At 55.8% G+C, this 24,770-nt stretch carries 27 protein-coding genes; 9 read left to right on the forward strand and 18 right to left on the reverse strand.

The window, feature by feature from the left end; translation table 11 throughout:
• Positions 1-61 precede the first annotated feature (61 nt).
• Positions 62-850, forward strand: coding sequence for a 1-acyl-sn-glycerol-3-phosphate acyltransferase (locus tag Q8O73_RS11980; protein WP_305558398.1), 789 nt, complete (start codon positions 62-64; stop codon positions 848-850).
• Positions 851-889: 39 nt separating this feature from the next.
• Here Q8O73_RS11980 and Q8O73_RS11985 read toward each other — a convergent pair whose 3' ends face one another.
• The 6 genes from Q8O73_RS11985 to Q8O73_RS12010 all read right to left on the reverse strand — a co-directional run bounded on the left by Q8O73_RS11985 (position 890) and on the right by Q8O73_RS12010 (position 6,390).
• Positions 890-1,834, reverse strand: a complete 945-nt coding sequence (locus tag Q8O73_RS11985) for a DMT family transporter (protein WP_305558399.1) — start codon at positions 1,832-1,834, stop codon at positions 890-892.
• A 21-nt stretch (positions 1,835-1,855) separates the two neighbouring features.
• Entirely contained in the window at positions 1,856-2,416 is a 561-nt protein-coding gene (locus tag Q8O73_RS11990) for a gamma-glutamylcyclotransferase (protein WP_305558400.1), read from the reverse strand.
• Positions 2,417-2,433: 17 nt separating this feature from the next.
• A complete protein-coding gene (locus Q8O73_RS11995; RefSeq protein WP_305558982.1) occupies positions 2,434-3,315 on the reverse strand; it encodes a DMT family transporter in 882 nt (293 codons plus the stop codon).
• A 63-nt stretch (positions 3,316-3,378) separates the two neighbouring features.
• Positions 3,379-4,374: a prephenate/arogenate dehydrogenase family protein gene (locus tag Q8O73_RS12000; protein WP_305558401.1), complete on the reverse strand. Its 996-nt coding sequence runs from the start codon at positions 4,372-4,374 to the stop codon at positions 3,379-3,381.
• 1 nt (position 4,375) lies between these two features.
• Entirely contained in the window at positions 4,376-5,473 is a 1,098-nt protein-coding gene (gene hisC / locus Q8O73_RS12005; protein WP_305558402.1) for a histidinol-phosphate transaminase, read from the reverse strand.
• Positions 5,474-5,478: 5 nt separating this feature from the next.
• Positions 5,479-6,390: a chorismate mutase gene (locus Q8O73_RS12010; protein WP_305558403.1), complete on the reverse strand. Its 912-nt coding sequence runs from the start codon at positions 6,388-6,390 to the stop codon at positions 5,479-5,481.
• A gap of 145 nt (positions 6,391-6,535) precedes the next feature.
• Between Q8O73_RS12010 and Q8O73_RS12015 the strand changes: the two genes are divergently transcribed.
• The 4 genes from Q8O73_RS12015 to Q8O73_RS12030 all read left to right on the forward strand — a co-directional run bounded on the left by Q8O73_RS12015 (position 6,536) and on the right by Q8O73_RS12030 (position 9,573).
• Positions 6,536-7,696 (forward strand): homoserine O-acetyltransferase, encoded by a 1,161-nt coding sequence (locus Q8O73_RS12015; RefSeq protein WP_305558404.1) that lies wholly within the window; start codon positions 6,536-6,538, stop codon positions 7,694-7,696.
• A 4-nt stretch (positions 7,697-7,700) separates the two neighbouring features.
• Positions 7,701-8,360: a methionine biosynthesis protein MetW gene (gene metW, locus Q8O73_RS12020; RefSeq protein ID WP_305558405.1), complete on the forward strand. Its 660-nt coding sequence runs from the start codon at positions 7,701-7,703 to the stop codon at positions 8,358-8,360.
• Between the two features lie 65 nt (positions 8,361-8,425).
• Positions 8,426-9,286, forward strand: a complete 861-nt coding sequence (locus tag Q8O73_RS12025; RefSeq protein ID WP_305558406.1) for a hypothetical protein — start codon at positions 8,426-8,428, stop codon at positions 9,284-9,286.
• Positions 9,283-9,573: a hypothetical protein gene (locus Q8O73_RS12030; RefSeq protein WP_305558407.1), complete on the forward strand. Its 291-nt coding sequence runs from the start codon at positions 9,283-9,285 to the stop codon at positions 9,571-9,573. The genes Q8O73_RS12025 and Q8O73_RS12030 overlap by 4 nt, the downstream gene beginning before the upstream one ends.
• Here the strand turns inward: Q8O73_RS12030 and Q8O73_RS12035 are convergent.
• Both Q8O73_RS12035 and pgsA read right to left on the reverse strand, forming a co-directional pair.
• Positions 9,570-10,028 carry a molybdenum cofactor biosynthesis protein MoaE gene (locus tag Q8O73_RS12035; protein ID WP_305558408.1) on the reverse strand — a complete coding sequence of 153 codons (459 nt, stop codon included), beginning with the start codon at positions 10,026-10,028 and terminating at the stop codon, positions 9,570-9,572. The genes Q8O73_RS12030 and Q8O73_RS12035 overlap by 4 nt on opposite strands.
• Before the next feature lie 22 nt (positions 10,029-10,050).
• A complete protein-coding gene (pgsA, locus tag Q8O73_RS12040) occupies positions 10,051-10,602 on the reverse strand; it encodes a CDP-diacylglycerol--glycerol-3-phosphate 3-phosphatidyltransferase (RefSeq protein ID WP_305558409.1) in 552 nt (183 codons plus the stop codon).
• A 144-nt stretch (positions 10,603-10,746) separates the two neighbouring features.
• Here pgsA and Q8O73_RS12045 point away from each other — a divergent pair, with 144 nt between their 5' ends.
• Both Q8O73_RS12045 and Q8O73_RS12050 read left to right on the forward strand, forming a co-directional pair.
• Entirely contained in the window at positions 10,747-10,980 is a 234-nt protein-coding gene (locus Q8O73_RS12045; protein WP_305558410.1) for a type II toxin-antitoxin system ParD family antitoxin, read from the forward strand.
• Positions 10,973-11,284, forward strand: coding sequence for a type II toxin-antitoxin system RelE/ParE family toxin (locus Q8O73_RS12050; RefSeq protein WP_305558411.1), 312 nt, complete (start codon positions 10,973-10,975; stop codon positions 11,282-11,284). The genes Q8O73_RS12045 and Q8O73_RS12050 overlap by 8 nt, the downstream gene beginning before the upstream one ends.
• Positions 11,285-11,314: 30 nt before the next feature.
• Here the strand turns inward: Q8O73_RS12050 and uvrC are convergent, their stop codons facing one another.
• From uvrC to Q8O73_RS12070, 4 genes are all read right to left on the reverse strand, one after another.
• On the reverse strand, positions 11,315-13,234 hold the full coding sequence (uvrC, locus tag Q8O73_RS12055; protein WP_305558412.1) for an excinuclease ABC subunit UvrC: 1,920 nt from the start codon (positions 13,232-13,234) through the stop codon (positions 11,315-11,317).
• A gap of 437 nt (positions 13,235-13,671) precedes the next feature.
• Positions 13,672-14,097: a dihydroneopterin aldolase gene (folB, locus tag Q8O73_RS12060; RefSeq protein ID WP_305558413.1), complete on the reverse strand. Its 426-nt coding sequence runs from the start codon at positions 14,095-14,097 to the stop codon at positions 13,672-13,674.
• A gap of 54 nt (positions 14,098-14,151) precedes the next feature.
• Positions 14,152-14,922, reverse strand: a complete 771-nt coding sequence (locus Q8O73_RS12065) for an SDR family oxidoreductase (protein WP_305558414.1) — start codon at positions 14,920-14,922, stop codon at positions 14,152-14,154.
• 20 nt (positions 14,923-14,942) lie between these two features.
• Entirely contained in the window at positions 14,943-15,905 is a 963-nt protein-coding gene (locus Q8O73_RS12070) for a calcium/sodium antiporter (RefSeq protein WP_305558415.1), read from the reverse strand.
• A gap of 293 nt (positions 15,906-16,198) precedes the next feature.
• On the opposite strand from Q8O73_RS12070, the gene Q8O73_RS12075 reads away from it, so the two are divergent.
• Complete coding sequence (locus tag Q8O73_RS12075) at positions 16,199-17,908, forward strand: cation:proton antiporter (RefSeq protein ID WP_305558416.1); 1,710 nt, start codon at positions 16,199-16,201, stop codon at positions 17,906-17,908.
• A gap of 51 nt (positions 17,909-17,959) precedes the next feature.
• On the opposite strand, the gene phoB is transcribed toward Q8O73_RS12075, so the two are convergent.
• The 6 genes from phoB to Q8O73_RS12105 form a co-directional block, all read right to left on the reverse strand.
• A complete protein-coding gene (phoB, locus tag Q8O73_RS12080; RefSeq protein WP_305558417.1) occupies positions 17,960-18,655 on the reverse strand; it encodes a phosphate regulon transcriptional regulator PhoB in 696 nt (231 codons plus the stop codon).
• 4 nt (positions 18,656-18,659) lie between these two features.
• Entirely contained in the window at positions 18,660-19,385 is a 726-nt protein-coding gene (phoU, locus tag Q8O73_RS12085; RefSeq protein WP_305558418.1) for a phosphate signaling complex protein PhoU, read from the reverse strand.
• 23 nt (positions 19,386-19,408) lie between these two features.
• A complete protein-coding gene (pstB, locus tag Q8O73_RS12090) occupies positions 19,409-20,212 on the reverse strand; it encodes a phosphate ABC transporter ATP-binding protein PstB (RefSeq protein ID WP_305558419.1) in 804 nt (267 codons plus the stop codon).
• A gap of 1 nt (position 20,213) precedes the next feature.
• Positions 20,214-21,560, reverse strand: coding sequence for a phosphate ABC transporter permease PstA (gene pstA, locus Q8O73_RS12095; RefSeq protein ID WP_305558420.1), 1,347 nt, complete (start codon positions 21,558-21,560; stop codon positions 20,214-20,216).
• Positions 21,553-22,935, reverse strand: coding sequence for a phosphate ABC transporter permease subunit PstC (pstC, locus tag Q8O73_RS12100; protein ID WP_305558421.1), 1,383 nt, complete (start codon positions 22,933-22,935; stop codon positions 21,553-21,555). Before pstC ends, pstA begins: the two co-directional genes overlap by 8 nt.
• A gap of 136 nt (positions 22,936-23,071) precedes the next feature.
• On the reverse strand, positions 23,072-24,100 hold the full coding sequence (locus tag Q8O73_RS12105) for a PstS family phosphate ABC transporter substrate-binding protein (protein ID WP_305558422.1): 1,029 nt from the start codon (positions 24,098-24,100) through the stop codon (positions 23,072-23,074).
• 368 nt (positions 24,101-24,468) lie between these two features.
• On the opposite strand from Q8O73_RS12105, the gene Q8O73_RS12110 reads away from it, so the two are divergent.
• Entirely contained in the window at positions 24,469-24,762 is a 294-nt protein-coding gene (locus tag Q8O73_RS12110) for a hypothetical protein (RefSeq protein WP_305558423.1), read from the forward strand.
• Positions 24,763-24,770 lie beyond the last annotated feature (8 nt).

Here is a 24,770-nt window from a genome sequence, read left to right on the forward strand (position 1 = left end):
TACAAAACCGGGATGCGATACAACCGGCGCAACGAAAAAGCGTGTTTGAAGGAAATCCGGAATGGCTTCTCTGCGGGCGTTGATTTTCAATATCCTGTTTTTTGGCGGCACGACGCTGGAATGTCTGTTTTTATGGCCATTATTATGTTTTGGCCCCAAAACCGGCCAGTTGACCGGACGGTTCTGGTGCCACTGGGTTCAATTTTTATTGCGCAACACCGTCAATATGCGTCCGCGCATCCTTGGTAGCCAGAATTTGCCCGACGGACCGTGCATTCTGGTGTCAAAACATCAATCGGCGTGGGAAACCCTGACCTTTCATACACTGGTGCGCGACCCGGCCTATGTTCTGAAAAAAGAACTGATCAATATTCCGGTGTTTGGCCTGTTTTTAAAATATTCCGGACAGGTCGCCGTGGACCGTTCCGCCGGTGCATCCGCCCTGAAAGGCATGATCACCGGCGTTGACAAGGCGCTGAAACGTGGTGCGCAAATTGTGATCTTCCCCGAAGGCACCCGCACCCCACCGGGCACTGATCGTCCTTATCATCCGGGGATTTATGCCCTGTACCGGGCCTTTCCCGATGTGCCGATGATCCCGATTGCGCTGAATTCCGGCATGTTCTGGGGCCGTCACAAATTCATGAAATATGGTGGCGAGGTCACACTGGAATATCTCGAACCCGTCAAGCCGGGGCTGGACCGCAAAACCTTTATGACTGAAATCAAATCACGGATTGATGGCCGAACCCGCGAACTGGAAAAATCCGCCCAGATCGAATTCAATCTGCCTGCCCCGCGTCAGACCGAACAGGAACAGATCGAAGACGCCCAAAAAACAGCAGACTGATCCAGCAAAGCCGGGGAGAAGGATATCCGCCCGGCTTTTTCAAACGGCGCGTTTCGGGCGTTTGGTTGCCTGCCAGATGCCAAGGGCAATCAGGGCAATGCCACCCAGATGAAACAGATGCAATTGTTCGCCCAGAAACACGATGGCAAGCCCGCTTGCGAAAACCGGCATCAGATACAGGAAGACCCCGGCATTGGCAGGCCCCACCGCCGCCACACCCCGGTTCCAGAACAAATATCCCAAAAAGGCCGGACCGACGCCGATATAGAAAATTTTCAGCAAATCCGGCCATGCCGGGTCAAGGCGGGTGAAAAAAGGTTGCCCGTCCACAAGAACCGACCAGACATAAAACGGTGCCAGATACACAAGCCCGATCAGGGCGGACACAAACACCAGGCTCAGCGGATTAACCCCCTTGGGCGCATTTTTCAGCAGCATCGAATACACCGCCCAGATCATCGCCGAGACCAGGGCAAACAGATCGCCTGAAACAAAATCCATTTTCAGGATCACCGACAAATCGCCCTTGGCAATAATCACCGCCGTCCCGATTCCGGCAACCAGAACCCCGACCCATTGCCGCAATCCCGGTTTGTCCTTTGTCAGCAAGGCCGCAAACAACAATACCCAGACCGGCGTGGTCGCATTCAAAAGCCCGGTATTGACCGCCGTGGTGTTATAGGCCGCCAGATAAATCATGATGGTGAACATGAAAATACCCACCGTGCCGATCAGAAACATCGACCGCCATGCCGCCCGCATCACCACCAGATCGTGCCGTAAATGCCGTGCGCAAACCGGCAACAGCAACAACACCGCCACCACCCAGCGCCAGAAGGACAGGGCCGCCAGCGGCACGGTTTCATTAACCCCGCGCGCCACCACATGGTTCGACCCCCACATCAGCGCACAGCCAATCAGCATCAGATAGGCGACGGTCAGGGATGTCTGTCTGTTTCTTGCCGGGGTCAATTCTTTTGGCAAAACGATTTCCTCTCGGTGCGGTTAAATCCCGGCACCCATATTCAGCACGCCATATTCCCGCCGCACCAGCGCCATCAGATCATGCAGCGGCGGGTCAACAATCCCCATCTGATCCAGATGACAGACGGTATTTTCCAGATATTCCAGATTGGGGCCGATACTGCCATGTGCCGCCGTGATGATTTCAGCCGCCTGGCGCAACGGCATATTGCCGGCATATTGCGGATGGGCTGGATCGGCGACATAGGTATGGGCGATCACGGTGCGGCCATCGGCAAATTCCACCGGCACATCGACAGGGATATAGGTATTGGTCACCAGTTCACGTTCATCAAGATACGCCTTGACCATCGGCCAGTTCGCCGCAGCAATCCGAAACGCCATACCATGACATTCCCCGCCCCCGGACAGGCCCAGAACCAGTCCCGGATTTTCCGGTGTCCCGCGATAATGGTGGGAATAAATGCAAAAAGACCGGTGATAGCCCCGCAACAGCGACTGAACACTTTCCTCACAGGTAAAGCCGGGCCGCCATAACAGCGAACCATAGCCAAAGACCCATTTGTCGTCTTGTTGCGTCACCTTATCCTCCGTCCGGCTTAGCGTTTGCCCATCACCATTGCCACCCCAAGGGCGGCAATACCAAACCCGGCAAACCCCAAAACGCCAAGCTGTTCATCAAACAAAAGCCAGGCAAACATCGCCGCTGTTGGCGGCACCAGATAAAACATGCTGGCGACCCGGGTGGCTTCGCCCTGCCGAATCAGAGCCATCAACAGCATGATCGCACCAATCGACAACACCAGAACCAGCCACGCCATCACCAACACGAAATCAGTGGTCCAGTCAACCTGCCGGGTTTCAAGGGCAAAGGCCCCAATCGCCACCACCGCACTGGCCGCCACATATTGAATGACGGTGCCGCTGCGCAAATCCATGCCGGTGCAGAACCGTTTCTGGTAAATCGTGCCTGCCGATATGCCAAACAATCCAAACACCGCCAGGGCCAACCCGCCCGTCGTAATGCCAACCCCGGCATCAATTTTCGGCAGCAAAACCATCGCCACGCCCGCCAGACCGAATACCAGACCCAGCCATTGCCGTCCCGTCACCCGTTCGCCCAGCAAGGCCCCGACAACCGATGCCGTCAGAACCGGCTGCAACCCGGCAATCAGGGCGGCCAGACCGGCCGGAAGACCGGTATCGATGGCGGCAAAAATCCCGCCCAGATAAATGCCATGCACCAGCGCCCCGACCACGGCAATATGCCCGGCCTCGCGCCAGCTTTTGGGCCAGCGCGCCCCCATCATCAAAACAACCGGCACCATCAGAACAATGACGATCAAAAACCGGATCAGAAGAAAGGTAAAAGGTTCGGCATAAGGCAGGCCGAATTTGGCCCCGACAAAGCCGGTGCTCCAAAGAAACACAAAAACAAAGGGCATGATCCGGCCAAAAGCCGGGTGATCGGTGGCGGACATCATCATATTCCTGTCAGGGACGGGGACGACACGGCAAGGTGGGGCCTGCGCCCGCCGTCACCCTCAGTCTTTTTTGAGTGTTTCAGTCTGATTGTCGGCCGGTGCGACCTTGACCGCATTGCCTGCGTTTTGGCGGGCCTCGCCTTCGGCCGAAAAACTGGTGAAATACTGCCCGGCATCGACAATACCGCGCCGGATTTCGCGGGTCCGGGTGAACAGATCAAACAATTTGTCCCCTTCGCCCCAGCGAATGGCGCGTTGCAGGGCCATCAAATCTTCCTGAAAGCGGCCGAGAACTTCCAGAACCGCCTCGCGGTTGTTCAGAAACACATCGCGCCACATCGTCGGATCAGATGCGGCAATACGGGTGAAATCGCGAAACCCCGTTGCCGAAAACTTGATGACTTCCTGACGCAGGGCATCTTCCAGATCGGTCGCCGTCCCGACAATGGTATAGGCAATCAGATGCGGCAAATGCGATGTAATGCCCAGAATGCGATCATGATGGTCGGCATCCATGCATTCCACCATCATGCCGCAGGCTTCCCACAACGCCCGGACTTTTTCGGTCGCCGCCGTGTTTTCACCGGGGATCGGCGTCAGAATGCACCAGCGTCCCTCGAACAATTCCGGAAAACCCGAATCCGGGCCAGAATGTTCGGTCCCGGCCAATGGATGGCCGGGCACGAAATGCACCCCCTGATCCAGATGCGGGGCGATGTCGCGAATGACGGCCTGTTTGACCGATCCGACATCCGAAACAATCGCACCCTTTTTCAGGTTTCCGGTCAATTGCGCGCCAATCGTTTCATTGGCCCCGACCGGCGCGCAGATCATCACCAGATCGGCATCTTTGACCGCTGTTTTAATGTCGCAACAGGCCGCATTGGCAATACCCAGTTCCAGAACCCGGTCACGGGTTGCCTCACTGCGCACCGCACAGGTGATTTTGCCCGCCAAACCATCGCGGATCATCCGGCGTGCCAGCGACGAGCCAATCAGGCCCATGCCGATAAAAGCAACATTTTCAAAAAGCGGTGCCGATGCAGATAAGGTCATTTCATGAATTCACAAAGTCTTTGATCGCTTGCAGGCAGATTTGCATTTCTTCCTGCGTCCCGATGGAAATCCGCAACATTTGCGACAGGCCATAGGCCCCGATCTTGCGCGGAATAACCCCGCGTTCCATCAGGAAATCATTGGCGGCATCGGCATCGCGGCCCGCCTCACGCGGGAATTCAACCATGACAAAATTGCCATAGGACGGATGGGCAATCAGCCCCGGCAATTTGCCGATTTCATCGCGGAACCATTCACGGGTTTCGGTATTGTGGCGCACACAGGCATCGACAAAATCATCGTCGTCAAGGGCGGCCAGACCGGCTTCCTGTGTCGGCAGGGCGACGTTGAACGGATTGCGCAACCGTTGCAAAACATCGGCCACATCAACCGGGGCATAACACCAGCCCAGACGAATCCCCCCCAGACCGTAAATCTTGGAGAATGTCCGCGTCATCACGGTATTTTTGCCCGCCCGCACCAGTTCAATCCCGGCGGTGTAATCTTCCTGCCCGGTCATGAATTCGGCATAGGCCGCATCAATCACCAACAGGATATCCTCGCGCAATCCGGCGCGCAGGCGGGCCATTTCGGCACTGGTGATATAGGTGCCGGTCGGGTTGTTCGGATTGGCGACAAAAACGATTTTGGTTTTATCCGTCACCGCCGCCAACAATGCATCGACACTGGTGGTCATATGGGTTTCGGCCGCCGTAACCGGCACCGCACCCACGCCCTTGGCGGTGATCGGATACATCAGGAATCCGTGCTGCGAATACAGAACCTCGTCACCCGGCCCGGCATAGGCCCGGATCAACAGCGTGATCAGTTCATCGGACCCGGCACCACAAACAATCTGACCGGCTTCAAGATCGTATTTTTCTGCCAGTTTCTGGCGTAACGCATCACAACCGCCATCCGGATAACGATGCAGCTTGTCCGCCGATTTGCGCAGGGCCTCAATCGCCTTGGGGCTGGGGCCAAATGCGCCTTCGTTCGACGACAGCTTGATGATCCGGGTTGCCCCCTTGCTGCTGGATTTACCACCCTGATAGGGGGCAATATCAAGAATACCGGGGCGGGGGATGGGCGCAGTCATTCGGGTTACTCCTGGATGTGGTCTTCGGTCAGGGCCGTGCTGGAAACAGGTACGGCATAGGCACCAATCACCTGAATCCCGGTCACGTCAAGTCCGGTTTTATGCAGCGATTGCGCAAACGGGCCGGATTCATGACATACAAAGCCCGGTACATCGATCAGAACAAAGCGGCGATCATGATCCTCATCGCGCACATCGCCCAGAATTTCGGCATCCGGACAGGCCTGCGCAATTTTTTTATGAACGGTATCGCGCGAAATACCGGCGGAAATCTCCGCCACAAACAGGGTGCGGTCATCGCCGCTGGGTTCCAGATCAATCGCGGCCAGAACAAAGCCTTCGGTATCCTGTCCGCGCCCGACCGGACGCCCGCCAAACGGCAATTTCGACACGATTTTCACCCGGCTGTGATCGCCGGGCAACCGCCACCACGGATGATCTTCGCCCGGCACGGGTTTGGGAAACACACCAACCGCAACCCGCCCTTCTTCAAGGGCATGAAAGGCCTCAAGAGCAGTATCAAATTCGATGATGTCGTTCAAACAGCCAAAATTCAGCCGCGCCAGTTCCCAGCAATCCACCCCGTCGGCATTGCGGCACAGTGCCACGGTATAAGGCGCTTCAAGGCGGGTTCCCGCCGCAATCATTTCGCGCCAGATCTGGATCAATGCCGTTTTGGGAAAGGCCCCCTGATGGCGATCCACAAGGGTCCGCATGATCCGTGCTTCGCGCGCCGGACGATAAGGTACGCGGACCTTTCCGCCTGCGGCAATCTGCCGGTCCTTGAAGGCCCCAACCTGTTGCACCACGGCGGTACGCCGAATGATCAGCGCCTGAATCGCCTGATCGATATCATCGATTTCCGCCCGAAGGTCATCAAGGTCCGGATGTGCCGGTTTTGTGTCGATCTGCGCCATGATCTGCTCTTTTGCCAAACGGCGCCCAGTATTAGGACACAGCGGTTGAAAAGCAAAGAAAAGATTGACTAAATGCAGGGGCATCCATAGCTAGAACCAATAGATTTTTGCCAACCCTTGGCCCGACCAGAAGAAAGCACCCTTCATGCTGATTGCTGCCAGCACCGATCAACGCCGCATCTTGCCGGGACACCAGATTGTTCTGGGCGAAACCGACAGGCTGCGCCTTGACAGCGGCATCGAATTTGGCCCCTTCATCCTTGCCTATCAGACCTATGGCACCCTGAATGCCGACAAATCCAACGCCATCCTGATTTGCCACGCCCTGACCGGCGATCAATATGTTGCCGATGATGTGCATCCGATCACCGGCAAGGAAGGCTGGTGGCGGGAAATTGTCGGGCCGGGCAAGATTGTCGATACCGACAAATATTATGTCATCTGCCCCAATGTCATTGGTGGCTGTATGGGCAGCAGCGGCCCCAAGGACACCAACCCGGTCACCGGCAAGCCGTGGGCGCTGGATTTCCCTGTGGTGACGATTGCCGATATGGTGCGTGCCCAGGCGATGCTGATCGATCATATAGGCATCGACAGCCTGTTTGCGGTAATTGGCGGGTCAATGGGTGGCATGCAGGTTCTCGAATGGTGCAAAAGTTATCCGGACCGGGTATTTGCCGCCGCCCCGATTGCCACATCCTTTCGCCATTCCGCGCAAAATATCGCCTTTCACGAAGTCGGACGACAGGCCGTAATGGCCGATCCGGACTGGTGCGGCGGCAATTATTTGCAGGAAGGCAAGAAACCGGCACGCGGCCTTGCCGTGGCCCGGATGACGGCGCATATCACCTATCTGTCCGAACAGGCATTGCACCGCAAATTTGGCCGCAAATTGCAAAATCGCGGTGCCATCACCTACAGCTTCGACCATGATTTCCAGATCGAAAGCTATTTGCGCCATCAGGGCAAAGCCTTTGTCGATCGTTTTGACGCCAACAGTTATCTGTATATCACCCGGGCGATGGATTATTTTGATCTGTCGGTCGAATATGACGGGCGACTGGCCGAAGCCTTCACCGGCAGCAAAACCCGGTTCTGCGTCATTTCCTTTTCCAGCGACTGGTGCTTTACCACGGCGGAAAGCCGCATTCTGGCGCATGCGCTGAATGCCGCATCGTGCAATGTCAGTTGTGTGGAAATCGAAAGCGACAAGGGCCATGATGCCTTTTTGCTCGATGAACCTGATTTCCACATGGTGCTGAGCGGTTTCATTACCGGTGCCGCCGAAAGCCGGGGATTGAAATAACACCATGACCGATATTACCCCTGCCACCACTGCCGTCATCGCCAATACCACCGGTTCAAACGACCGTATCCGGGTCGATTTGCAACTGATCGCCGAGATGGTCGCGCCGGCGTCGCGTGTTCTTGATATCGGGTGCGGCGATGGGGAATTGCTGGCCTATCTCAAACGCACCAAACGGGTCGATGGGCGCGGGCTGGAACTGTCGAACGAAGGGGTGCGCAATTGCGTGGCGCAAGGATTGCCTGTCATGCAGGGCGACGCCGACCGCGATTTGAAAGATTACCCGGACGGGGCGTTTGATTACGCCATCCTCAGCCAGACCTTGCAGGCAACCCAGCGGCCCAGGGACGTTCTGGGCGAATTGCTGCGCATCGGGCACAAGGCGATTGTGTCCTTTCCCAATTTCGGCCATTGGCGCGCCCGGTTTGACCTGATGTTTCGCGGACGCATGCCGCAAAACCCCAATCTGCCGATCATGTGGTATGAAACCCCGAACATCCATTTTTGCACGGTGCGCGATTTCGTCGAATTGTGCGAGGAACTGGGTGTGAATATCGAACGGTCGATGGTTCTCAATGAATATGGGTCCAAAGTCAGCCTCGGCAGTCATTCGATCCTTGCCAATCTGTTTGGCAATCAGGGCCTGTTTATGTTGCGCCGCTAAAATTTTCACATTTGCCGCCGCCCGGCGTCAGGACAGACACCACCCAACCCAAGGGGGATTTGTCCATGCGCCGGCATTCATTTCACCGTTTTTTACGGTTTCTGGTTTTACTGACCCTGTTGGGCGGCCTTGCCGCCTGTTCGCAAAAGGCCGAAGCCCTGCGTCTTTCGGTGCATCAGTTTGGCACGGCAACCGAAACGGCCTTTGACGCCTATGGCGATGCCCACACGGCGCAATTTGCCCCCGTCCCCAAATCCATATCGGCCCGGCAGGCGGATTTTATGGCCAATATCGAACAGTTTATCGGCACCGTCACGCCTGAAAACCTGCCGGTTTTGCTGGACCCCGATGCGGTGCGGATTGATCCGGCGGTCACACAGCAATGGCAAAATACCCTGCGCGATCTGCGCAATCAGTATCAGACCTTTGTCGCGATTTTCACCCGGATCGGTGACGGATCGGCGCTGGGTGCCAAGGCGGTTAAGGAATCCGGCCCGATCCTTGAAAAACTGCGCGGGCAACTTGATGCCATCGCCGCCGATCTGGCACAGAATGGTCCGCAATATCTGGTCCGGCGCGGGGCCCTGATTGCGCAACTCAATCAAATCAACACCGCATCGCATGACAACGACAATGCCAAATCCCTGCATCTGCAAATCTGGTGGCAGGACTGGCAGGCCCTGATGGCGGCAGAACAGACATTACAGGCCGATACGCTGCGCAGTTTTCTGACGGCATCCGAACTGGGCGCACATCTGCAAACCCGGATTGATGCCTATGCACAGCTTGACATGACCGCCCTGATGGCCGCCGCCGCACAGGGAATATCCCTTGTCGATCACATCCATAACCTCAGCCCCGAGGAACTGATCACACAAGGCAGCGCCCTGATCAATACCGCCACCGGCACCGGAGACCCGCTATGAGCAACCTCGACCAATTGATCGAAACTGCAAAAAACAGCTTCGTCGCTATTGAGGCCGCCTATCAGGCCGCCGATATCAATGCCAAAGTCGCGATGGCCCCGCAACGCGATCAGGTCGCCAGCCAGCTGGTGGCCTTGCAGACGCGGCAGCTTAAACAAAATGCTTCGGCCATTACCGATGACGACATTGCGCAAATGGCCGATTTGAAAAAACGGATCGACAATGCCGCCGAGATTCAGACCGCGCTGACCGGCTTTGTGTCGATTCTTGCGAAATTTGTGCTTTAGGATTTTTGCCAGCGACCGGCAGCGGCATCATCGGAGTCTTTCGATGCCACCCAATTGTCGCCGTCCGGCGTTTCTTCCCGTTTCCAGAAAGGTGCGCGGGTTTTCAGAAAATCCATGATGAAGTCGCAGGCCTCGAACGCCGCCCGGCGATGGGCTGACAGGGTGATCACCAGAACAATCCGGTCCCCCGGTGCCAGCCGCCCGTAACGATGGACAATCCGCACATCGTCCAGCGGCCAGCGCCCGGCGGCTTCATCTGCGATTTTTTCAAGTTCACGTTCGGTCATGCCGGGATAATGATCCAGCGTCATCGCCGAAACCGCCGCATCCCCCGCCACATCGCGCACCAGCCCGACAAAACTGACCGCCGCCCCGATATCGGTGCGGCCATCGGTCATCGCGGCCAGTTCCTGACCGGGATCGAAATCATGCTGTTGCACTGTGATGCGGGGCATCGCCAAACCCTTTTGCCGCCATTCAGCCGATATGTTTCAGGCCGGTCCGCAAATAGATATACCCGGTTTGCACCGTCACCAGCCCGGCCAGCCACATCAGGACATCGCCAATCAGAATCGACGGGATCAGTGCCGGGGATGCCTCACCGACCAGCAAAAAGCCAATCGCCAAAATCTGGGCGGTGGTTTTCCATTTTGCCAGAACGGTCACGGGCAACGGCACCTTGAGTTCCGCCAGATGTTCACGCAGGCCCGACACCAGAATTTCACGGCACATGATGATCACGGCAGGCAGAACCGTCAGACCCGAAATACGATCAAACGCCACCATCATCATCAGGGCGGCCGCGACCAGCAATTTATCGGCAATCGGGTCCAGAAACCGGCCCATCGGCGACACCACATTCATGCTGCGCGCCAGATAGCCGTCAAAGAAATCCGTCACCCCGGCAAAGGCAAACAGGGCAAAACCCAGCCAGTTCGACAAGGGCCCATCCAGATAGAACGACGCCACCAGCGCCGGAATCACAACGATCCGCGACAATGTCAGCAGATTGGGGATTTGTTTCATCATTTGGTTTGGGCCTGTTTGCGGGTGGCAATTGACTGATATGGTTATCGCCCAAGTATTAAAGGGTGCACGCGCCGATCACAAGCTGGCATTCGATGACAAATTTTGGCATACTTTGCCATCTGTCATTAAACAGGAGCCTTCCAGATGGCAACGATGAATGTATCCTTGCCCGACCCGATGCGGGAATGGGTTGAAACCCGGGTTAAAAGCGGCGAATACGCCAATTCAAGCGATTATGTCCGCGACCTGATCCGCCACGAGCAAAGACGTCACAAAGAATTGCAAGCTGCACTTGCCGAAGGACTGAACAGCGGTCGCAGCCCGCGCAAGGCCGAGGATATCATGGCAGCCGCCAAAACCCGGGCCAACAATGGCTGATTACGTCCTTTCCAACAGGGCGGATGCCGATCTTGATGGCATATATGTTTATTCCTGCAAATTTTTTGGCGCGGCACAGGGCGAAACCTATTTTCTGTCGCTTCGGGATTCTCTGCAAAATCTGGCCGATAATCCGCGTATCGGCTGTGCTGTTGATTTCCTGCATATCGGGCTTTTCTGCCATCCCCATGCGGAACATGTCATATATTATCTGATTGAAGATACAGGGATTTTCGTGATCCGCATCCTTCACAAGGCCATGGATGCATCGCGACATATGAGTAATCCGGAAAAGCAGGATTAATACTCTTGGTTTTCCTGTTTCATTATTATCTTATCCATCCCCGTGAAAATGATCATAAATCTTGCGGGCAAGGGACGCATTGATGCCATCCACCGCCTCCAGATCCTTCAACCCGGCATCGGCAACCCCGCGCGCCGATCCGAAATGGTGCAGCAATGCCTTTTTGCGTGCCCCGCCAATGCCCGGCACGTCATCAAGCTGGCTTTTGCCGATCTGTTTGGACCGGCGGGCACGATGGGCGCCAATCGCCCAGCGGTGGGCCTCGTCGCGCAGGCGCTGGATGAAATAGAGCACCGGGTCCTTCTCGCCCAGCCGCAAGGGGGCCTTGCCGGGAATATGAATGACCTCGCGACCGGCATTGCGATCAACCCCCTTGGCAACCCCCACCAGCGCCACATCCTCGATCCCCAGCTCTTCCAGAACTTCCTGTGCCACGCCCAATTGCCCCAATCCGCCGTCAATCAGGCACAAATCGGGCCATGTCCCGTTTTCGCGGTCCGGGTCTTCCTTGCGCGCCCGGGCAAAGCGGCGGGTCAAGACTTCGCGCATCATGGCGTAATCATCGCCCGGTGCGATATCGCCCTTGATGTTGAATTTGCGATAGGCGTTTTTGATAAAACCTTCCGGCCCGGCGACAATCATGCCGCCGACCATATTGGTTCCCTGAATGTGGCTGTTGTCATAGACTTCGATCCGCGATGGCGGACCGTCAAGGTCCAGCACATCGGCCAGCCCATCAAGCAGTTTGCGTTGCGATGCGCTTTCGGCCATGCGACGACCCAGCGCATCCTTCGCATTGGTCAGGGCATGTTCCACCAGTTTGCGCTTGCCACCGCGTTTGGGCACCTGCAATTCGATCTTGCGGTCGTTATTGAGGGTCAGGGCTTCTTCAACCAGTTTGTGGCCTTCGACCTCGTGCGACAGCAAAACAAGGCGCGGGGCCGGTTTGTTGGCATAAAACTGCCCGACAAAGGCCGACAGGATTTCGGCAATTTCCGCCGTTTGTTCATGGCGCGGGAAATAGGCCCGGTTGCCATAATTCGACCCGCTACGGAAAAAGAACACCTGAACACAGCTTTGCCCGCCTTCCTGATGCAGGGCGATCACATCGGCTTCTTCCAGCCCATCCAGATTGATATCCTGATGGGATTGAATCTGGCTCAGCGCCCGGATGCGGTCGCGAAACATCGCGGCCTTTTCAAAATCCATCTGTTCGGATGCCGCCAGCATGTCGGATTCAAGCTGTTTGAGAATGACCTGACTGCGCCCCGACAGGAAATCGCGGCAAATATCCACAAGCCCGTCATAGTCCGGTTTGGAAATGCGATCCACACAGGGGGCGGAACAGCGTTTGATCTGATACAGCAAACAGGGCCGCGAACGATTGGCAAACACCGCATCGGTACAGGACCGCAGCAAAAAGGCGCGCTGCAAATGGTTGATCGTATTATTGACCGCCCAGGCCGAGGCAAACGGCCCGAAACAACTGCCTTCCTTTGTCCGCGCCCCGCGATGTTTGACAATGCGCGGATAGGTATGATCCTCGGTGATCAGGATATAGGGGAAACTTTTATCATCGCGCAGCAGGATGTTGTAACGCGGCTTGAGCTTCTTGATCATGTTGGATTCAAGCAGCAGCGCCTCGGCCTCGGTATGGGTGGTGATGATTTCCATCCGCGCCGTTTGCGCCACCATCCGCGCAATCCGCAACGGCAGGCGCAGGATATGGGTATAGCTGGTGACGCGCTTTTTCAGGTTCTTGGCCTTGCCAACATACAGAACCTGATCGCGATCATTGATCATGCGATACACGCCGGGCGTCGAAGGCATGGTTTTCAATGCCGCCTGAATGGCCGCAACACTGCGCGCAGCATGGCCGTCACTGACAAAATCATCTTCTGTCAGTTCAATTTCCTTTGTGGGTCCGTCTATTGAGACAGGCGTCTTCATCCTGCGTGCTCCGCGTCCCTATACCAATCGATAGTTGTGATGGTCGTCACAGCCGGGATTCCCTGAGATCAGGGCGAATCCGATAAAAGAACATCCCGGCATCACAGAATCGGGAAGCCGGAATAAATGTCCACCAAGCCTGTGGATAAGTATGTGGGTAATGCGGGGGCTGTTGTCTGCACCCCTTGAGAGTCTTAACGTTCTATGAATTGCCCAATTTTTGAGCAAAAATGCTAAGTTATTGATTTTTAAGTACAAAAATTGTGTCAACCTGAAAACTTTTTGTAACCCTATCGTCAAAAACGAATTTTTCCCTTTGTTTTGCAGCGCAAGAATGCTTGTGAATAAATGCCGATGGCGATTCGCCCCAAGGGAATCAAAGGATCACCGCGATACCCGTCCGAAAGGAGGGCCATTCACACAAAAAAGACGTTCGACTAACGGGTGAGATTAAAGCGTTCGATTTCCACCCCGACCGAGCCAACATCGTCGAACACATCGAGCTTTTCAACCCTGACGCACACCTTGCGCACCCGCCGGTCGGCCAGACACATATCGGCGATCCGTTCACTCAGGGTTTCGACAAGATTGACATGACCATCATCGCAGATCGCCCGAACACCTTTGACCAGTTCCTCGTAACACAGCACGCTGGCCAGATCGTCGTTTCTGGGTCCCTCGCCCTCGATCACCGACAGATCAAGATTGACGCGGACACGTTGCGGCGCCTGTTTTTCAAAATCATAGACACCGATCGAGGTGGCAATCACCATGTCGCGCACAAAGACGCGCCGCAAACTGCCTGCCTGATCGACATAGGGCAGTGCGGTAATATTGTCGTCCTGTTTAAGACCTGCGGTCATACGCCAAATTCCCTGTCTTGTATGAAACGGCCGGAATATCCGGCATAACGGCCTTTATTCCGTCGGGGTCGCCTGATCACCATAAGGTGCCCAATTCAGGTGCTGCCCACCGTCCAGCGCTAACATTTGCCCGGTGACGGCAGGTGCGGCAAGGAAAAACCGAACCGCGTCACAAATCTCTTGCGGTGATGTACCGATCTGTAACGGGGTTTCGGCGCATTGCCGGTCGAAATCATCCTGACTTTGCCGCGCACTGGGTAAAACCGGCCCCGGACCGACCCCGTTGACCCGTATGCGCGGTGCCAGCGCCATCGCCAATGTCTGCGTCAAGGTCCATAACCCGGCCTTCGACAGGGTATAGGTCATAAAATGCGGTGTCAGGTTCCAGACCCGCTGATCAATGATATTGACAATCAGCCCCGCCGCATCGGACGGCAACAGACGGGAAAATTCCTGTGACAGCACAAAGGGGGCACGCAAATTGGCCTCCATATGCAAATCCCAGCTTTGCCGTGTGGCCGACCCCGCATGATCATATTCAAAGGTCGAGGCATTATTGACCAGAAGCCCGACCGGCCCCAGCGCATCGACCGTATCGGCAACAAGACGGCCCATGCCCGATTCCGATGACAGATCCGCAACCATCACACAGGCCTTGCGGCCCAGTCCCCGGATTTCGGTCGCCAGTTGTTCAGCTTCATCGCGGGACCGATGACAATGCACGGCAATATCAAAACCATGCGCCGCCAGATCAAGGGCCAAAGCCCGGCCTATGCGCCGGGCCGACCCGGTAATCAGTGCGGTTTTGGGTATATCTGTTGTCATCACCCTGTTTCCCTTGCAGGTCAGATTGCAAACAGCATCCAGATATAGGCGACATAGGCCGTAACGAACGCCGCCCCGGTGATCCGGCCAATACCGCGCCGGAAATACCCGACCAGCAGCAACAGAACCGTCACCGCCAGCATGATCCACATATCAGACCCGGCAATCTGGGCCGGAACCGCCACCGGCGCAATCAGCGACACACCGCCAATAATCAACAACAGATTCAATAAATTGGACCCAACGACATTGCCCAGCGCCACATCGGCATGGCCACGAAACGCCGCCACCATCGACGCCGCCAATTCCGGAAGCGACGTACCGACCGCCACCAGCGTCAGGCCGATCACCGCCTCGGATACACCAAATTCACGGGCGACAACCACCCCGCCATCCACCAGAAAATCGGCCCCCAGCGTCAGGAAACCAACCCCGACCGCCGTATGAATAACCGGCCACAACCAGCCTTTCGGCGCGACCGCCACTTCATCGGCTTCCTGTTCATGCAGCAAAGTGGCTTCGTCAGGATGATTTTTGTCATGTTGATACGTGAAATACCAGATCGCAACAATCAGCAGCAACATCACCACCCCGCCCCAGCGGTCAATGGTGCCAAACAGGCACAGGCCAATAAACAATACCGTGCCCAGCAACATGGTCCCACCATCGCGCACGATCATGGTGCGCGAACAACGGATCGGCGCAAACAGCGCAACAGCGCCCAGAATCAACATGATATTGGCGATATTCGATCCCACCACATTGCCCATCGCAATATCGCCCGATCCGATCAGGGCGGCATTCAGCGACACCACAAATTCCGGGGCTGATGTGCCTGCCGCCACCACGGTCAGACCGACAATGATTTTGGAAATCCCCATCAACAACGCCAGACCAACCGCGCCACGCACAATAAATTCGCCGCCAACGGTCAAAAGAATCAAACCGCCGGCAATTTGCAGATAAGGGATGAACTGTTCCAAGGAAGGCCTGCATTGTTGGTTGAAAACGGGGACATCAAAGCCCGCGGAACATGGCATTACAACGGCATAAACGCAAGGGATCGCTTTGTGAAACAAACTGTTAAAACCGGCATCCTGACAGCCCCTGACGCAGCGGTGGCGATTTTGAATTCTTCAAAATAAAACACGGCGTTAGGAAAAATAACCGGGATTTTTCATAGAGATTTTACCGGTTTTCCGGTTATTCTACCGGTGTTTGAATTTTGTAACAGCGTTCCCTTATCCTTCCATCACCCCACCCGGTCAGGAGCAACATGCACCACGGCACCGTCCTTTTTGATTTGTTTGTGATCCTGACCGCCGCCGTAATTGCCGTTCCCCTGGCGCAACGGCTGCGTGCCAATTCGATCATCGGTTTTCTGGTGGGTGGTCTGATTATTGGCCCGTTCGGGCTGGGGCTGGTGGCGGATGGCGAACAAATCACCAGCGTTGCCGAACTGGGTGTGGTGTTTCTGCTGTTTATGATCGGCCTTGAATTGTCGCGCGAAAGATTGCGGGTCATCGGCGCAAAATTCGCCGCCCTTGGCGGGTTGCAGGTTGGCGTCACCATGATTGTCCTGTTTGGTGTGATCTGGCTGGCCGGGCAATCCATCCCGGCATCGCTGGTGATTGCCGGGGCGCTGGCCCTGTCATCAACGGCGATTATCCTCAAACAGCTTTCAGACGAACGGCAACTCAACACCCGGTTTGGCCGGGCCGCCCTGGCGATTTTGCTGGTGCAGGACGTTGCTGTCGGCCCGTTCCTGATCATGGCCGAGGCCGCTGGCAATGCCGGAACAGAAACCAGCCCGTGGATCAGCATGTTGTCCGGATTTGGTGCGGTGGCGATCCTGCTTTTGGCCGGGCGGTTTATCCTGCGCCCCCTGTTCCGGTTTATTGCGGCGCTTAAAAACCCGGAAATGTTCGCCATTGCCACCCTGTTTGTCGTTCTGGCCGCCAGCATGTTAACAGAAATTGCCGGATTATCGATGGCGCTGGGCGGGTTTATTGCCGGGGTGATGTTGGCCGAAACCGAATTCCGCCATCAGATCGAGGCCGATATTGCGCCGTTTCGTGGTGTGTTTTTATCGCTGTTTTTCATGTCGGTCGGCATGTCGGTCGATATCGGGCTGATTTACAGCGAAATCATAACCATCCTGATGGCGCTGGTCGCCCTGATCACCATCAAGGCACTGGTTTTGTATGGATTGTCGATGGCGCTGGGCTTTAACCGCATTTCGGCAATCCGGGTGGCACTCAGTCTGGCGGCGGGTGGTGAATTTGCCTTTGTGATGTTCACCATCGCGACGGGCAGCGGGGCGGTTTCGGGCGAAATCGCCGCCATCCTGATCCCGGTGGTCGCCCTTTCCATGGCCCTGACCCCAACCCTGATTTCGCTGGGTCACAAGATCGAAGAAAAACTGCATCCCAAACAAAGCGACAATCTGGACGATATCAGCGCCGATACCGAAGGTGTCGAAAAACATGTTCTGGTGATTGGTTGTGGTCGTGTCGGCCGGGTTTTGGCCCGGCTGCTCAAAAGCCGCAATATCCCGTTTATCGTTCTGGAATCCGATGCGCAGCAAGTCGCACGGGGCCGCGCCGAAGGATTGCCGGTTTATTTTGCCGACGGATCACGCCCGGAAACCTTCCGTGCTGCCCACACCGATCTGGCGCATGTGGCGGTGGTTGCCGTCGGATCACCGCATGAAACCGAAAAAACCGTCGCCCTGTTACGTCAACATTACCCGCATCTGCAAATTTTTGCCCGCGCCCAGGATATCAGCCATATCGGTGCCCTGTCGCGCAGCGGGGCGGATGCCGCCATTCCCGAGGTTCTGGAAACCGGATTGCGATTATCCGACCATGTCTTAAGCGCCTGCAATGTCCCGCGCGAAGATATCGACGCCGAAATCGCCAAATTCCGCCGGGCCGACATGCTTTTGATGCAGGAACTGGCCCCGCGCCCCGGCCCCAAAAAATAAACCCGCCAGACGGGCTGGCGGGTTGCACAAACCGGATATCCCGGCAATCAATCAGGCCGCTTCTTCGTCCAGCGCATAACCCGCTGCGCGGACGGTGCGGATCACGTCGCGCGTGCCCTTGATATCGTTCAGGGCCTTGCGCAGGCGGCGGATATGGACATCCACCGTGCGGGTTTCGACATAAATATTCGGCCCCCAAACGGCATTGAGCAATTGTTCGCGGGAAAACACCCGGCCCGGATGTTCCAGAAAATACCGCAACAAACGAAATTCGGTCGGCCCCAGATGCACGGTTTTGCCATTGCGGCTCACACGGTGGGCCGCCAGATCCATTTCAATATCGGCATACCCCAAAAGACCCTGCGCCTGCACCGGACCGGACCTGCGCAACAGCGCCCGGATACGCGCCAGCAACTCGCCAATCGCAAACGGCTTGGTCACATAATCATCGGCCCCGGTATCAAGGCCGCGAATACGGTCACCTTCTTCGCCGCGTGCCGTTACCATAATCACCGGCAAATCGCGGCTTTCGGGTTTGCGGCGGATTTGGCGACAAACTTCGATCCCCGACATCACCGGCAACATCCAGTCAAGCAACACCAGATCGACATGGGTTTCGGCCATGATTTTCAGGGCTTCGTCACCATCACCGGCCTCGACCACCTGCATGCCTTCGCGTTCAAGGTTATAGCGCAGCATGGTCACAATCGCTGCTTCATCCTCAACGATCAGAATCGTTGGATCCATCTTCTTATGCTCCGTCACTCGGCTCGATCACCGCGAAATTCGCGGCGTCGTTTTTGGGGCGGCCATCCACCGGCAAATCTTCGCCCTTGATCCGGTAATAGATCGTTTCGGCGATATTGGTGGCATGGTCGCCAATGCGTTCGATGTTTTTGGCGATAAACAACAGATGGGTCGATGCCGTGATATTGCGCGGGTCTTCCATCATATAAGTCAGCAATTCGCGAAACAGCGAATTGTACATCTCATCGACTTCCTGATCGCGCGCCCAGACACGCTGGGCTTTTTCTGCGTCACCTTCGATATAGGCGTCCAGAACGTCCTTGATGATTTCCTGTGCCAGTTTCGCCATATTCGGAATGGCCTGTACCGGACGGATCGGCGGCACCTGGTTCAGAACCTGCGACCGTTTGGCGATGTTTTTCGCCAGATCGCCGATGCGTTCCAGATCATTCGACAGTTTAAGGGCCGTCACCACCTGACGCAAATCATCGGCCATCGGTTGGCGCAAGGCCAGAAACCGCACGACGAAATCCTGAACTTCCTGTTCGAGATTATCCAGACGCAAATCCGAAACAATGACCTTTTCGGCCAGTTCGGAATCGCGTTTCACCACCGCCCGGATCGCCGAAATCAGCTGGCTTTCGGCAAGCCCGCCCATCTGCGAAATGATGTTGTTAAGCCGGGTCAGTTCTTCGTCAAAGGACGAAACGATATGTGTTTCTTCTTTCATCGCATTTTCTCCCATATGGCCTGTCAGCCAAAGCGACCGGTGATGTATCCCTTGGTCCGCTCATCCTTGGGATTTGTGAAAATCTGATCGGTGTCCCCGACCTCGACCAGCTTGCCAAGATGGAAAAACGCCGTGCGTTGCGACACACGGGCGGCCTGCTGCATCGAATGGGTCACGATCACGATGGTATAATTCGACCGCAATTCATCAATCAGTTCCTCGACCTTGGCGGTTGCAATCGGGTCAAGCGCCGAACAGGGTTCATCCATCAGGATGACTTCGGGGCTGACGGCAACGGCGCGCGCAATGCACAGGCGCTGTTGCTGACCGCCCGACAAACCGGTGGCCGGTTCAGCCATGCGGTCCTTGACTTCCTTGATCAGCCCGGCCTTTTCCAGCGAGGTCATCACAACTTCGTCCAGTTCGTCGCGCGAATTGACCAGCCCGTGAATACGCGGGCCATAGGCAACATTGTCATAGATCGATTTCGGAAACGGATTGGGTTTCTGAAACACCATGCCGATCCGGGCGCGCAACTGCACCACGTCAATCGCCTTGTCGTAAATATCGCGATCATCCAGCGTCACATTGCCCTTGATGGTCACGCCATCAATGGTGTCGTTCATCCGGTTCAGGCACCGCAAAAAGGTCGATTTGCCACAACCGGACGGCCCGATCAGGGCGGTCACCTGTTTTTCGGCGATATCAAGATCAACTTCATACAGCGCCTGGGACTCGCCATAAAACAGGTCGAGTTTCCGAACCGCCATTTTCGGAGCCTGAGCAGAGGTTCCGTCCGTCATTGCACGTGCAGTTACAACAGCCATTTTACCACTTCCGTTCAAATTTCTTGCGCAGATACACGGCAAAACCGTTCATCAGGATCAAAAAGCCCAGCAAGACCATAATCGCCGCCGAGGTTTTTTCGACAAAGGCGCGTTCCGGGCTGTCGGCCCACAGATAAATCTGCACCGGCAGAACCGTCGCCGGATCGGTCACACCGCCCGGGACATCGACAATAAAGGCCACCATCCCGATCATCAAAAGCGGGGCGGTTTCACCCAGTGCCTGCGCCATACCAATGATCGTGCCCGTCAGGATACCGGGCATTGCCAGCGGCAGGACATGATGGGTCACGGTTTGCACCTTGGATGCTCCCAGACCCAGGGCCGCCTGCCGGATCGAAGGCGGCACCGCCTTGATCGCCGCACGCGAGGCAATGATAATGGTCGGCAACGTCATCAGCGCCAGCGTCAAACCGCCAACCAGCGGGGCTGAACGCGGCAAATGCATCAGATTGAGGTAAACCTCAAGCCCGAGAAGACCAAAAACAATCGACGGCACCGCAGCCAGATTGTTGATATTGACCTCGACCAGATAGGTAAACCGGTTGCGCGGAGCAAATTCTTCAAGATAAACCGCCGCCGCCACCCCGATCGGAAAGGACAACAGCAAGGTAATGATCAGGGTATAGAACGACCCGACAGCCGCCCCCCAAATCCCGGCCAGTTCCGGTTCACGGGAATCGCCCCCGGTGAAAAACCGTTTGTGGAACTGTTTTTCAACCGCCCCGTCCGCCACCAGTCTTTGGAACCAGCCAACCTGGGCATCGCTCAGACGGCGCGATGCTTCTTCGCCCCCGGCATCAATGAAACCCTTGTTGAGCATGTCGAAATCATCGCCGGAAATCAGCCAGACCTTGCGGGTTTCGCCAATCAGCGACGGGTTTTCCATGACACGGGTGCGCAAATCATAGGACGCCCCGCCCGAAATGACGTCATAAAGCTGGCGCAACTCGGACCGGCCCGTCACATCGGGGAAATGATTGCGCAGGTTTTGCTTGATCAGGCCGTCAAAATTGGCGCGACCAATCACCGCCGGATCATTGGTGCGATCCGGGTCGATTTCAGCCGGGTCAAAGAAAATTTCAAGTTCAACATAGGTATGGAAGAACGCCGTATACCCCTTGGACACAATCGATGTACCCAATGTCAGCAAGGCGGCCAGTGCCATCAGAATGGCAACCAGACCATACATTTTAAACCGGCGATCCGCGCCATAACGCTTTTTGATGCGCCGTGCAATATCCGGGCTGTCCCAATTGACCGGCTTGCGCGGATCCTTGGGTGTTCCCGGTTTTGCTCTGTCTTCCATCAGCGATGCCATATCAGTCATATTTCTCGCGATACTTTTTGACGATCTTCAGGGCAAAGACATTCAGCCCCAAAGTCACAAGGAAAAGAACCAGACCCAGCGCAAAGGCCGACAGGGTTTTTGCACTGTCAAATTCCTGATCGCCGACCAGCAAGGTCACAATCTGCACCGTTACCGTTGTTACGGCCTGCAAGGGATTGGCCGTCATATTGGCGGCAAGACCGGCGGCCATCACCACGATCATGGTTTCACCCACCGCACGCGATACCGCCAGCAACACCGCACCGACAATCCCCGGCAAGGCCGCAGGAAAAATCACATTGCGGATCGTTTCCGATTTGGTCGCGCCCAACCCGTATGACCCGTCGCGCAGCGATTGCGGCACCTGCGACATCACGTCATCCGACAGCGACGAGACAAACGGAATGATCATCAACCCCATCACAAGGCCCGCGGCCAGCGCGCTTTCGGAACTGACATCAAGGCCCAGCAACGATCCCTGATTGCGGATAAAAGGGGCCACCGTCAGGGCGGCAAAAAACCCGTAAACCACGGTCGGAACACCGGCCAGAATTTCCAGCGCCGGTTTGGCCACCGCCCGGAATTTCGGCGAGGCATATTCGCCCATATAAATTGCCGAAAACAACCCGACCGGCACCGCCACACACATGGCAATAAACGTGATCAGCAAAGTCCCGACAAACAGCGGGATCATGCCAAACGCGCCTTCGGACGCCACCTGATCGGCGCGAATGGCGGTTTGCGGGCTCCATTCCAGACCAAACAGGAAGTCCAGCGGACTGATCTTGGTAAAGAACTGGAGCGATTCAAACATCAACGAAAAGACAATGCCAACCGTCGAAAGAATGGCAATCGCCGAACAGATCATCATCAGACCACGGGCAATGCGTTCGACATTATTGCGCGCCCGCATGTCTTTGGTGATTTTGCGATAGGAAAAAATCAGCCCCAAAAGAGCCCCGCAAACCATCACCACCACCAGCGCGCCACTGGCAATGCTTTTGAGGTTGGCCAGACGCCGCCCAGCATCAATCAGTTCCGGTGCCGCCCCGGCCAGATGCGCGCCCCGCCCCTCGGACAAAAGCCCGATACTGTTCAGCGCCAGCGAAAGCTGCCCCGGATCAGACGTCAGGGAATCGGGCAAATCGGCAACGATCAGAGCCTGAATAATGGTGCCCTGAAACCCGTACCAGACCATGACAATAAACAGCGCCGGCAGGCCGCACCACAGTGCTGTATAAACACCGTAATGCACTGGCAACGAATGCAGGTTGCTGTACCGGCCGCCAGAAAGACCGACAGCCCTTTGACGTCCAAAGAAAAATGAAAGTGCGCATAACAGCGCAATCGCGAGCAACAAAAACGTCAGGGACATTGTGTCTAATCCACTTGCCTTGGGCACCGGTTAAATTGTCAGGAGGCCTTTAGGACGGATCGAAGAATAAATCAACCAAAGCAAAAATACAAAGAAACCGGTGGCAACCAAAGCTGCCACCGGTTGAAAGATCGCGTTACATGCTCAGCGGGGACATGTTCATTGCGGCATTGCGAACGGCTTCGCGTTCCGCAGTCGGCATCGGGATCAGGCCACGGTCAGCAAGGTAACCTTCGTCGCCCCATGCTTTTTCCGAGGTAAATTCGGAAACATATTCCATGATGCCCGGAATGGTGCCGACATGGGCGTTCTTGACGTAGAAATACATCGAACGCGATACCGGATAGGAAGCATCGGCAATGGCTTCAAAGGTCGGTGCAACACCGTCAATGATCGAACCATGCAGCTTGTCGCCATTCTGATCAAGGAACGAGAAGCCAAAGATACCCAATGCAGCCGGGTTGGCTTCAAGCTTCTGAACGATCAGATTGTCGTTTTCACCGGCTTCGATAAAGGCACCGTCTTCACGAACACCTTTGCAAGCTGCGCCGTGCTGGTCTTTGTTGTCCTTGATCGCCTTGATCGCGTCAAACGAGTCACAGGCTTCTTCCATCACCAGTTCAACAAAGGCGTCGCGGGTGCCGGACGTCGGGGGCGGGCCGAGAACTTCGATAGCGATATCCGGAAGGCTGGCGTCGATTTCGCTCCACTTCTTGTACGGATTGTCGATCAGCGACTTGCCATCCTGCGACGGAACGGTTTTGGCAACAGCCAGGAAAATCTGTTCTTTGGTCAGCTTGAAGGTGTCGGTGCTTTTGGAATTGGCAAGAACGATACCGTCAAAACCGATTTTGACTTCGGTGACTTCGGCAATGCCGTTTTTGGCACAGGTTTCGACTTCGGATTTTTTGATGCGGCGCGATGCATTGGTGATGTCGGGCTGGTTTTCACCAACGCCGGCGCAAAACAGTTTGATACCGCCGCCAGAACCGGTGGATTCAATGACCGGGGTCTTGAAAGAAGTGGTTTTGCCGAATTCTTCTGCGACTGCGGTCGAAAACGGGAACACGGTGGATGAACCGACGATACGGATCTGGTCGCGCGCCTGAGCAGCGCCTACAACGGCAACGCTGAGAAGCGCAGCAACAGCAAGAGTCTTTTTCATGGTAATTTCCCCATTGATTGTTCCACGATGGAACGGTGCAACGATCTGCGAGGCGGACTCTAGCGTCTGGTGCTTACGGTATTGTGTCGGATTTGTTAAGGTTATGTGACAACGCATCCGTATCGTAAAAATCATATGTTTTTATTTTATATTTCAATGGATTGAATGACATTTTCATTTCCCGTCACACTTGGATTTCATCCCGGATTTCCGTTTCCGGCACGGCCCGCCAACGGCCTTGTGTGACAATCCTGTAAAAAACCGGGCAGACACGATACCGGTTTTGCCCCGCGCCCCCTTTACAAACCGCACCAGAACAGGGAGTCTGTGGGCAACAGGGATCCCCCTTCATCGTGCAGGAGACAAAAATGACGACAATCGCAATTCAGGAAGTTCACGAACTGGTGCAAAAACTCTCGCACGAACTGGGGGATATGTCCCAGGCCGCCGCCAAACATATTGATGACCTGCATGTCGCGGTGAACAATGTCGCATCACACACGCTGGCACTTGAGGCCATCATCGCCGCCGTCGCCCGCAAGATCGACATTGACGAAGAACAGGTTGCCGCCTGGATCCGGGATAAAACCGCCGAATTTTCCGATGAAAATGACGATACCCCGGTCGCCGAAAGCATCGCCCGCAATCTGCTGCAAAAATAACCCCGCCC

It is taken from the genome of Thalassospira sp. (assembly GCF_030690045.1).
Taxonomy (GTDB): domain Bacteria; phylum Pseudomonadota; class Alphaproteobacteria; order Rhodospirillales; family Thalassospiraceae; genus Thalassospira.

Bases quoted from the DNA above. Each gene is read 5' to 3' on its own strand.
- Q8O73_RS11980 (WP_305558398.1), top strand. From the start codon at position 62: ATGGCTTCTCTGCGGGCGTTGATTTTCAATATCCTGTTTTTTGGCGGC.
- Q8O73_RS11995 (WP_305558982.1), bottom strand. From the start codon at position 3,315: ATGTCCGCCACCGATCACCCGGCTTTTGGCCGGATCATGCCCTTTGTT.
- Q8O73_RS12000 (WP_305558401.1), bottom strand. From the start codon at position 4,374: ATGACCTTATCTGCATCGGCACCGCTTTTTGAAAATGTTGCTTTTATC.
- hisC (WP_305558402.1), bottom strand. From the start codon at position 5,473: ATGACTGCGCCCATCCCCCGCCCCGGTATTCTTGATATTGCCCCCTAT.
- Q8O73_RS12010 (WP_305558403.1), bottom strand. From the start codon at position 6,390: ATGGCGCAGATCGACACAAAACCGGCACATCCGGACCTTGATGACCTT.
- Q8O73_RS12015 (WP_305558404.1), top strand. From the start codon at position 6,536: ATGCTGATTGCTGCCAGCACCGATCAACGCCGCATCTTGCCGGGACAC.
- metW (WP_305558405.1), top strand. From the start codon at position 7,701: ATGACCGATATTACCCCTGCCACCACTGCCGTCATCGCCAATACCACC.
- Q8O73_RS12025 (WP_305558406.1), top strand. From the start codon at position 8,426: ATGCGCCGGCATTCATTTCACCGTTTTTTACGGTTTCTGGTTTTACTG.
- Q8O73_RS12030 (WP_305558407.1), top strand. From the start codon at position 9,283: ATGAGCAACCTCGACCAATTGATCGAAACTGCAAAAAACAGCTTCGTC.
- Q8O73_RS12035 (WP_305558408.1), bottom strand. From the start codon at position 10,028: ATGCCCCGCATCACAGTGCAACAGCATGATTTCGATCCCGGTCAGGAA.
- pgsA (WP_305558409.1), bottom strand. From the start codon at position 10,602: ATGATGAAACAAATCCCCAATCTGCTGACATTGTCGCGGATCGTTGTG.
- Q8O73_RS12045 (WP_305558410.1), top strand. From the start codon at position 10,747: ATGGCAACGATGAATGTATCCTTGCCCGACCCGATGCGGGAATGGGTT.
- Q8O73_RS12050 (WP_305558411.1), top strand. From the start codon at position 10,973: ATGGCTGATTACGTCCTTTCCAACAGGGCGGATGCCGATCTTGATGGC.
- uvrC (WP_305558412.1), bottom strand. From the start codon at position 13,234: ATGAAGACGCCTGTCTCAATAGACGGACCCACAAAGGAAATTGAACTG.
- folB (WP_305558413.1), bottom strand. From the start codon at position 14,097: ATGACCGCAGGTCTTAAACAGGACGACAATATTACCGCACTGCCCTAT.
- Q8O73_RS12065 (WP_305558414.1), bottom strand. From the start codon at position 14,922: ATGACAACAGATATACCCAAAACCGCACTGATTACCGGGTCGGCCCGG.
- Q8O73_RS12075 (WP_305558416.1), top strand. From the start codon at position 16,199: ATGCACCACGGCACCGTCCTTTTTGATTTGTTTGTGATCCTGACCGCC.
- phoB (WP_305558417.1), bottom strand. From the start codon at position 18,655: ATGGATCCAACGATTCTGATCGTTGAGGATGAAGCAGCGATTGTGACC.
- phoU (WP_305558418.1), bottom strand. From the start codon at position 19,385: ATGAAAGAAGAAACACATATCGTTTCGTCCTTTGACGAAGAACTGACC.
- pstB (WP_305558419.1), bottom strand. From the start codon at position 20,212: ATGGCTGTTGTAACTGCACGTGCAATGACGGACGGAACCTCTGCTCAG.
- pstA (WP_305558420.1), bottom strand. From the start codon at position 21,560: ATGACTGATATGGCATCGCTGATGGAAGACAGAGCAAAACCGGGAACA.
- pstC (WP_305558421.1), bottom strand. From the start codon at position 22,935: ATGTCCCTGACGTTTTTGTTGCTCGCGATTGCGCTGTTATGCGCACTT.
- Q8O73_RS12105 (WP_305558422.1), bottom strand. From the start codon at position 24,100: ATGAAAAAGACTCTTGCTGTTGCTGCGCTTCTCAGCGTTGCCGTTGTA.
- Q8O73_RS12110 (WP_305558423.1), top strand. From the start codon at position 24,469: ATGACGACAATCGCAATTCAGGAAGTTCACGAACTGGTGCAAAAACTC.